The 8130-nt window shown below is 65.3% G+C and carries 7 protein-coding genes; 6 read left to right on the top strand and 1 reads right to left on the bottom strand.

Going from position 1 to position 8130, the window contains the following annotated elements:
• The coding region (locus AC628_RS30175; protein WP_083633201.1) for a L,D-transpeptidase family protein at nt 1–1181 on the top strand (1181 nt) is incomplete at its 5' end.
• 240 nt (nt 1182–1421) lie between these two features.
• Nucleotides 1422–1745: a hypothetical protein gene (locus tag AC628_RS44340; RefSeq protein WP_074130425.1), complete on the top strand. Its 324-nt coding sequence runs from the start codon at nt 1422–1424 to the stop codon at nt 1743–1745.
• A 53-nt stretch (nt 1746–1798) separates the two neighbouring features.
• Here AC628_RS44340 and AC628_RS30165 read toward each other — a convergent pair whose 3' ends face one another.
• Nucleotides 1799–3565, bottom strand: a complete 1767-nt coding sequence (locus AC628_RS30165) for a carbamoyltransferase family protein (RefSeq protein ID WP_083633200.1) — start codon at nt 3563–3565, stop codon at nt 1799–1801.
• A gap of 254 nt (nt 3566–3819) precedes the next feature.
• Between AC628_RS30165 and AC628_RS30160 the strand changes: the two genes are divergently transcribed.
• The 4 genes from AC628_RS30160 to AC628_RS30145 are packed head-to-tail and all read left to right on the top strand — an operon-like array spanning nt 3820 to nt 8111.
• Complete coding sequence (locus AC628_RS30160; RefSeq protein WP_074130423.1) at nt 3820–4890, top strand: LLM class flavin-dependent oxidoreductase; 1071 nt, start codon at nt 3820–3822, stop codon at nt 4888–4890.
• 43 nt (nt 4891–4933) lie between these two features.
• Nucleotides 4934–6508, top strand: a complete 1575-nt coding sequence (locus AC628_RS30155; protein WP_168193476.1) for an amino acid adenylation domain-containing protein — start codon at nt 4934–4936, stop codon at nt 6506–6508.
• On the top strand, nt 6505–6786 hold the full coding sequence (locus tag AC628_RS30150) for an acyl carrier protein (RefSeq protein ID WP_074130419.1): 282 nt from the start codon (nt 6505–6507) through the stop codon (nt 6784–6786). Before AC628_RS30155 ends, AC628_RS30150 begins: the two co-directional genes overlap by 4 nt.
• A complete protein-coding gene (locus AC628_RS30145) occupies nt 6783–8111 on the top strand; it encodes a hypothetical protein (protein WP_143201878.1) in 1329 nt (442 codons plus the stop codon). Before AC628_RS30150 ends, AC628_RS30145 begins: the two co-directional genes overlap by 4 nt.
• Nucleotides 8112–8130 lie beyond the last annotated feature (19 nt).

The raw sequence follows: 8130 nt of genomic DNA, 5'->3' as shown, positions 1-8130 counted from the left end.
CCAAGCCGGCTGCGTCGGCCTCGGTCGCGGAGACGCGGTCGGCTGCCGCTCTCGCGTTGTCGCACGAGCCGACCTACGACCAGGGCAGCGCCCAACGCATTCGCGACGTGGTGAAGAGCTATTCCGACCTCGCCGCTCGCGGCGGTTGGCCGACGATCGCCGCGGACGCGAAATTTGCGTTGGGCGTTCAGGGCGCCAGTGACGATCTGCTGCGCAAGCGCCTGATCATCACCGGCGACCTTGCCGCCGACAAGACCACCGGCGCCTACGACGAAGTCGTGGCCGAGGCGGTGAAGCACTTCCAGACACGCCATGGGCTCGCGGCAACCGGCACGGTGACGCCGCGCACGCTGGCTGCGCTCAACGTCCCCGTACAGAAGCGGATCAAGCAGCTCGAGGCCTCGCTGGAGCGGCTTGACCAGATGGATTTCCAGTTCGGACAGCGCTACGTGGTCGTCAACATTCCCGCCACCTTTGCCGAGGCCGTCGAGGACGACAAGGTCGTGCGGCGCTACCGCGTGATCGTCGGCAAGACCGAGAAGCCCTCGCCGACGCTGACGTCCGAGATCACCGACGTCATTCTGAATCCGACCTGGACAGTCCCGTCATCGATCACGAAGACGGAGATCGCGGCGCATATGCGCAAGGACCCGACCTATCTGTCGCGCATGCACATGGACGTGCTCGACGCTCACGACAACCCGATCGATCCGCATTCGGTCGACTGGTCCGCCGATCACGCGCCGAACGTCACGGTGCGTCAGCAGAGCGGTGCATGGAATGCGCTCGGCGCCGTCAAGATCGACATGCCGAACTCCTATTCGGTCTACATGCACGACACCAATCAGCGCAGCCTGTTCAGCGATGACTATCGCTTCGATTCGCATGGCTGCTCGCGCGTCGACAATGTCCGCGATCTCGCGGCATGGCTGCTGAAAGACCAGCCGCAGTGGACCCGCGCCGCCATCGACGCCGCGATCGCCACCGGACAGCGTCAGGACATCCGCATGCTGAAGAAGGTGCCGGTGGCCTGGATCTATCTCACCGCGTGGATGACGAAGGACCGCATCATCCAGTTCCGCAACGACGTCTACGACCAGGACCAGCAGCTCCTCGAAGCCACCGCCGAGGAAGCGGCCTTCTTCAACAAGGCCGCCGAACATCCGCTGACCACGCAGTAGAGCGCCTTCGCGGGAAAGCGATGCGACTGGATCCGAACGTCATTACGCTCTAGCCGCTTGCTTGCGCCTCGCCATTGTGTCGCGCGGCCAATTGTCGCCCGCACATCAGGCGACCTCACAACTCCCGCATTTCCTGCGTTGAACCGGCCGCGCCAGAACCAAGTGCACGTGCCTGTCTTTTTTGTCGCAGCAACCAGGCGGCCGCATGAACGTTTTCAGGCTTCAACCAAGGAGATTTCGATGAATATCAAGCTTGCCGTTATTGGATTGGCCGCGCTCGGAAGCGCAGCGTTGATGTCCGGTGCGGCATCGGCGCTGCCGAACGGGCTTCCGCAGGCCAGCCACATCGCAGGCGAAACGTCCAATATCGACAAGGTGCGCCAGGTCTGCGATCGCTGGGGCCGCTGCTATTGGCAACCGGGCTACGGCTACGGACCGCGCCGTCACGGATGGCATCATCGCCCGCACTTCTATCCGCGCCATCATCACGGGCATCGCCATCACGGCGGACACCATGGTGGCGGTCATCACGGCGGCGGGCACCACGGCGGCCACTGGCGCTAACCATTTGCGAGGGGGCTTCGGCCCCCTCACCTTTTAGCGCCCGGGCATGCCGGCTACCTCTGTCCCGCGCGGCGAACGAGCGCGTTCTCGAGGAAGAGATACTCGATGCCGGTGCCGAGGAAGGTGTCGATGGCTTCGCGCGGCGTGTTGACGATCGGCTGTCCCTTCACGTTGAAGCTCGTGTTCAGCACCATCTCGCGGCCGGTCGCCCGGCCGACGGCCCGCAGCAGCGCGTGGAATTCCGGATTGTCCCTGACGTCGACCGTCTGCACCCGGGCCGAGCCGTTGACATGCGTGATCGCCGGCAGCGCGGCGCGATGCTCGGGACGCACGTCGGCGGTCATGATCATGTAGGGAAGCTCGAGCCCCTTCGGCACCTCGAACCAGCGATGCACCTCTTCGAGACTGACCGCCGGCGCGAACGGGCGGAAGGCTTCGCGCATCTTGACCATCGCGTTGATGCGGTCGCGCATCTCCGGATGGCCGGGATCGGCCAGGATGCTGCGGTGCCCCAGCGCGCGGGGGCCGAACTCCATGCGTCCGCGGTACCAGCCGAGCACGCGTCCGGCCGCAATCAGCCTCGCCGCCACTGCGCAGGTCTCGTCGAGATCCGGAAAACGCGTGATCTCGAGGCGGCCGGTGGTCTCGGCGAGCGCCCTGTCGATCTCGGTCTGCGCATGTGCCGGCCCGAGGAAGGGCACCGGCATCCGGACATTCTTCACGCCGCGATCGCGCGATGCCGACCAGAGCGCGGCGCCGAGCGCGGACCCGTCGTCGCCGGCGGCCGGCTGAACGTAGATCTCGTCGAACAGGCCGGACTGCAACAGGCGGCCGTTGGCGGTGCAGTTGAGCGCAACGCCGCCCGCCATCGCGAGCCTGCGCAGGCCGGTACTGCGGCCGAAATGACCGCAGATGTGGAGCATCACCCGGTCGAGACATTCCTGCAGCGCCGCCGCGACGTCGCGATGGTCGTCGGTGACGTCGCTATCGGGTGCGCGGGCCGGGATCAGGTGCTCGCCGAGATGACGTCGCGTCGCACCGTAGGTTTCGCGATCGTGCCGCTCGGTATTGAGGCGGAGCAGCGGAATCCGGATCAGGCCGTCGTCGCGCAGTTCCACCGTCCGCTCGAAGAAAGCACGGTGCCGGGCGGGCTCGCCGTAGGGAGCAAGACCCATGATCTTGTATTCGTCGGAGTTGAAATCGAAGCCGAGATGCAACGTCAGGGTGGAATAGAGGATGCCGATGGAATCTTGGGCGGTGATTTCCGCGAGCTTGTCGATCGCGTTGTCGTGCGCGTGATAGACGGTGACGGCGTGGACCTCGCCCATCCCGTCGAGCACCACCACCAGGCACTCGTCCCATCCGGAGGTGTAGTAGGCGCTGGCGGCGTGGGACAGGTGATGGTTGACGTGGTGAACCTTGCCGGCGGGAATTCCGGGCAGGTGCTCGTCAACTTGCGCGAGCAGTTTTTCGCGCGAGAACACCTCCCTGTATTGCCGGGCGGAGGTCGGATCCAGCATGAAGGCGGCTTTGTAAGGCGAATAGTCGAAGCCGTGGGAGATCACGTCGATGTCGGCCGGCTTCAGGCCGGTGGTCTCCAGACAGTATCTGATCGCACCGATCGGGAAATCACCGGTGTGCTTCTTGCGGCTGAAGCGCTCCTCGGCGGCACCGGCGACGATCCTGCCGTCGACCACCAGCACCGCGGCCGAATCGTGGCCCTGGGAGATCCGATATTCGCGTTCCTCCAGGCCCGGCCAGTGCTGCTTCTTGAAGGGGATCGAGCTCTCGAATCCACTGATGCCGATTACTTTCGCCATATTCAACAACCCCTGGACGGATTGCGCTCAAGGGACATTCGAGCAGGTTCCGCGGCATCGTTGCAGAGAGGGCGGGGAAATCAAAGTCCGCAAAAGTGCCGCGCCGCCGCCCGGAATAGTCGGCCGGGCATCCGTTCCCATGGCTTGACGGAGTACCACCTTTGCGTCGGGGGAGCTTCCGAACGCATATGCTACCGTCACGGGGTTTTCCGCCAAATCACGGCGTCCGTACGCCTTTCGCATGGAGGTGGACGATGGATGCGGTGTCCGATATTCGCTTCGAAGTCTTCAGCACGTGCCCGCAATCCAGCGCGGTCCCGGCGGCGGACTATGTCGAACGGGTTCAGTCGGTCGCTCGCTGGAGCGAAGAGGCAGGCTGCAAGGGGATCCTGGTCTATACGGAGAATTCCCTGGTCGATCCCTGGCTCGTCTCGCAGGTCATCCTGCAGAGCACCAGGGAGCTCTGTCCGCTGGTGGCGGTGCAGCCGGTCTACATGCATCCGTACAGCGTCGCCAAGATGGTGAGTTCGTTCGCGCATATGTACGGGCGCCGGCTCTATCTGAACATGGTCGCAGGCGGCTACACGACCGAGCTGGCGGCGCTCGGCGACGCGACGGCGCACGACAAGCGCTACGAAAGGCTCATCGAGTACACCGGCATCATCAAGCTGCTGCTCGAGAACGCCGAACCGGTGACCTTCGAAGGGGAATCCCACGCCATCCGTAATCTGCGGATGACGCCACCGCTGCCGCGGGAGCTGCTGCCGGGCGTGTTCGTGTCGGGCTCCTCTGAAGCGGGGCTCGCGGCCGCCAAGGCGCTGGGCGCGACGCCTGTGAAGTATCCCAAGCCGGCCGCAGAGTACGTGCAGGCGGACGCCGCCGACTGCACCGGCTCGGGCATCCGCGTCGGAATCATCGCCCGCGCGAGCGCCGAGGAGGCCTGGCAGGTCGCACACACGCGCTTCCCGACCGACAAGAAGGGACAACTCGCGCACAAGCTGGCCATGAAGGTCTCGGACTCGGCGTGGCACAAGCAGATGTCCGATCTCGCGGCCGAGACCGCCGCCCAGGACACGCCCTATTGGCTGGTGCCGTTCGAGAACTACAAGACCTTCTGCCCGTATCTGGTCGGCGACTACGGGGTCGTCTCCGACGAGCTCGCGCGCTACGCGGCGGCCGGCTACGGAACGTTCATCCTGGACATTCCACCCACCCGCGAGGAACTGATCCATACGGGCGAGGTCTTCGGACAGGCGCTGACGAAGGCCCGGCGTCTGAAGTCGTTCGCTCTTCGCGATCCGGCGCGTCAGGGCCTCGCAGGCTAGGCAATCGTCAATGGAGTTGTGCGCGCACGGATCAGGGCGGGGATTGTGGACGGGCTTCCTGCGTTCGGCGCAACTGTTTCCCGACCGTCCCGCCGTCGTCGCGCAAGGCACCTCGCTGTCGTATCGGCAGCTTCGCGAGCTTGCCGTCCGAATCGCGGCCTGCATCCAGGCGCATCGCTTGGGGTCGTGGACGCCCCTCACCGCCGTGTTCGCACATCGCAGCCCGACGGCGTTCGCCGGCGTGCTCGGCTCGCTCCTGGCCGGAAACGGCTACGTGCCGCTGAACCGGACCTTCCCGGTCGAGCGCACCAGGTCGATGCTCGTGCGCTCGGAGTGCCGGTCGATCATCGTCGACGCGGCATCCCTGCCGCAAATGGACGCGCTCATGGCGGGCGCGGACGAACCGCTGCTGGTGATAGCGCCCGATCTCGCGGATCCGCGCCCCTACCGCGAACGCTGGCCGCGGCACACCGTCGTCGGCGCCCCCGATCTCGAAGGCTATGCCGACTGGCGCGAGCCGGATGTGCCCGAGGACGCGATCGCCTATCTGCTGTTCACGTCAGGCAGCACCGGGGTCCCCAAAGGCGTGATGGTCGCGCACCGCAACGTCATAGCCTATGTCGATCATGCCGCGGAGCGCTTCGCCATCACCGAGCGGGACGTCGTCTCGCAGACCTTCGACATGACGTTCGATCTGTCGGCTTCCGACATGTTCGTGGCGTGGGAACGCGGCGCGTGCGTGTGCTGCCCGTCGCAGAAGACGCTGCTTAATCCAGGCCGGTTCATCCGCGAGCAGGCGCTGACGGTCTGGTTCTCGGTACCCTCGATGGTCGCGCTGATGAAGCAGGCCGGCCTCTTGAAGCCGGGCGGATTTCCCTCGCTCAGGCTGAGCCTGTTCTGCGGCGAGCCGCTGCCGCTAAGCTCTGTCGAGGCCTGGGCGGCGGCCGCGCCGAACAGCATCGTGGAAAACGTCTACGGCCCCACCGAATTGACCATCGCGTGCACCGGCTACCGGTGGAATCCGAAGCGGACGCCGGCTCAGTCTGAGATGGGGATCGTGCCGATCGGCGCGCCATTCCCGGGCATGGAGGTGCTCGTCGTCGACGAGCACCTGGACGAGGTCGGACCGGGCGCGGACGGCGAGCTCTTGATGCGCGGTCCGCAGATGTCGCTCGGCTACTGGCAGGATCCCGGAAAGACCGCCGCGGCGTTCGTCGTCCCGCCTGGACGAAGCGACGTGTTCTACCGCACCGGCGATCGCGTGCGCCGGCCTGCCGGCGATGGTCCTCTCACCCATCTCGGCCGGATGGATTCCCAGGTGAAGATCCTCGGGCACAGGGTGGAACTCGGCGAGGTCGAGGCGGTGGTGCGCGAAGCTTCGGGCATCGACGGCATCGTTGCAATCGGCTGGCCCATCACGTCGAGCGGCTATGGCGGCATCGAGGTGCTCATCGAAGGCGGGCCGGTCGATCTCGACGGGCTTCGCGCGGCGATCGCCGCGCGACTGCCGGATTACATGGTCCCGAGACGATGGCACGTCCGCGGCCGGTTGCCCCGCAACGCCAACGGCAAATACGACCGCAAGGCCATGCCGGCGGTCTTGGGAGACAGTCAATGAACGGACCGACCACCGACGACGTCCGCGCGTTCTTCGGAGCCTTCCTCAACCGGAAGCTGGAGGATCGCGGACGGCATCCGCTGCGCGACCTCCCCGACGACTACGACCTGCTGTTGTCGGGGGCGCTCGATTCGCTGGCCTTCGTCGAGATGATGATGGCAGCGGGCGAGCACTTCGACCGGGAGATCGATTTCGAGAATCTCGACCCCGAACAGATGACGCTGATCGGACCCTTGTGCCTGTTCGTGTCGGAGCAGTTGAGGCCGCATCCGTCATGACGCACCTGGAACTGCCCCGGGGCTCGCATACCGGACGGTACCGTGATGGGAAACGCACCGTGCCCAGGGAGGGATTGATGGCAGGGACCACTGCGCCGGCGCGGATTCTGACGCACCCAAAGTATCATGCCGCCGACATCCTGCTCCGGTTCCTCGAGAGCCGGCGGCGTCCCTCGTCCGCTCAAACCGAAACGGCGCCGCTGTTCGGAAGCGCGTTGGCGCCGGCGAAGCAGCGCGAGGTCCAGTTCGCGGATTTCGCGGGCATCGCACGGCTGAAGGAACGTGGCGGACTTGCGAAAGACACTATCGAGAACTGGGATCGGCTATGGCGGCAAAATCCCGCGATGGTCGCCGTCAAATCGCAACCCAGCATGGGGTGGGTGCTGGAGACCGCCGAAGGGATTGTCGGATACCAGGGAAGCGTCCTTGTACTCTATCAATTCGAGAACCGAACCATGATCGCCGCGACAGCCGCTGGCCTGGTGATCGAGCCGGCGTACCGCACGCGCTGTATCGGCCTGCTGGCGTCGTTCTACCGACAGCGAGATGTTGCCCTGTTCGTGATCACGCACTCGACCGCGTCCGTGATCAATCAGTCAAAAGCCCTTCATGCGAGGTCGCTGCCCCGCCGCGACTACGACAAGGTGCTGTTCTGGATCCTGAATGTCCATGAGTTCGCGCGAGTGCTCGCGGCGAAGCTCGGCCTGGCGAGCGGAATGGAGGCGGCCGGAGCCTTCCTCGCTTCATCGGCCCTGCGGCTGGATTCGCTCCGTCGCGGACCACAGAGCCATCCGCCAAGCAAAATAACCCAAATCGACGTGAACGACATCGGGGACGAATTTGAAGCGCTGTGGCGGCGCAAGTTGGGCGAGGCGCCTCGGTTGCTGGCGGACCGAAGTCCCGCCTCTCTCAGATGGCACTTCACGCTCCCGGGGAGCACTTCGACGGTCGCAGTGCTCTGCTGCCATCGATTCCAGCGCTTGGCAGGGTATGCCGTCGTGCTGCATGCGGTCGATCGCGAAACCGGCTTGCGACGGTCGATGCTCGCCGACATCCTGGTGGAGCAGGACGACCCGGACGTGACCGAGGCGCTGCTCGATGCGGTCTATTCGAACGCGGTCGCCTCGGGCGGTCATCTCTTCGAGGTGATCGGCTTGCCTGAACACGTCAGGCAGATCCTGATGAGATGGCATCCCTACGTCAGGACGTACCCGACCGACCCGCTCGTCTACAAGACGACGGACGAGGCCCTTGCCCGGACCCTCGCAGATGAGAACGCCTGGTACGCCGGCCCGTTCGATGGCGACGCAACGCTGCTGCCGTGACGGCTCCGGTCAGCCGGCG

Source organism: Bradyrhizobium sp. NAS96.2, assembly GCF_001908235.1.
GTDB lineage: Bacteria > Pseudomonadota > Alphaproteobacteria > Rhizobiales > Xanthobacteraceae > Bradyrhizobium.
Note: the sequence above shows the minus strand (reverse complement) of the source record. Positions and strands in the feature narration are given on the sequence as shown.

Bases quoted from the DNA above. Each gene is read 5' to 3' on its own strand.
- AC628_RS30145 (WP_143201878.1), top strand. From the start codon at position 6,783: ATGACGCACCTGGAACTGCCCCGGGGCTCGCATACCGGACGGTACCGT.
- AC628_RS30165 (WP_083633200.1), bottom strand. From the start codon at position 3,565: ATGGCGAAAGTAATCGGCATCAGTGGATTCGAGAGCTCGATCCCCTTC.
- AC628_RS30150 (WP_074130419.1), top strand. From the start codon at position 6,505: ATGAACGGACCGACCACCGACGACGTCCGCGCGTTCTTCGGAGCCTTC.
- AC628_RS30160 (WP_074130423.1), top strand. From the start codon at position 3,820: ATGGATGCGGTGTCCGATATTCGCTTCGAAGTCTTCAGCACGTGCCCG.
- AC628_RS44340 (WP_074130425.1), top strand. From the start codon at position 1,422: ATGAATATCAAGCTTGCCGTTATTGGATTGGCCGCGCTCGGAAGCGCA.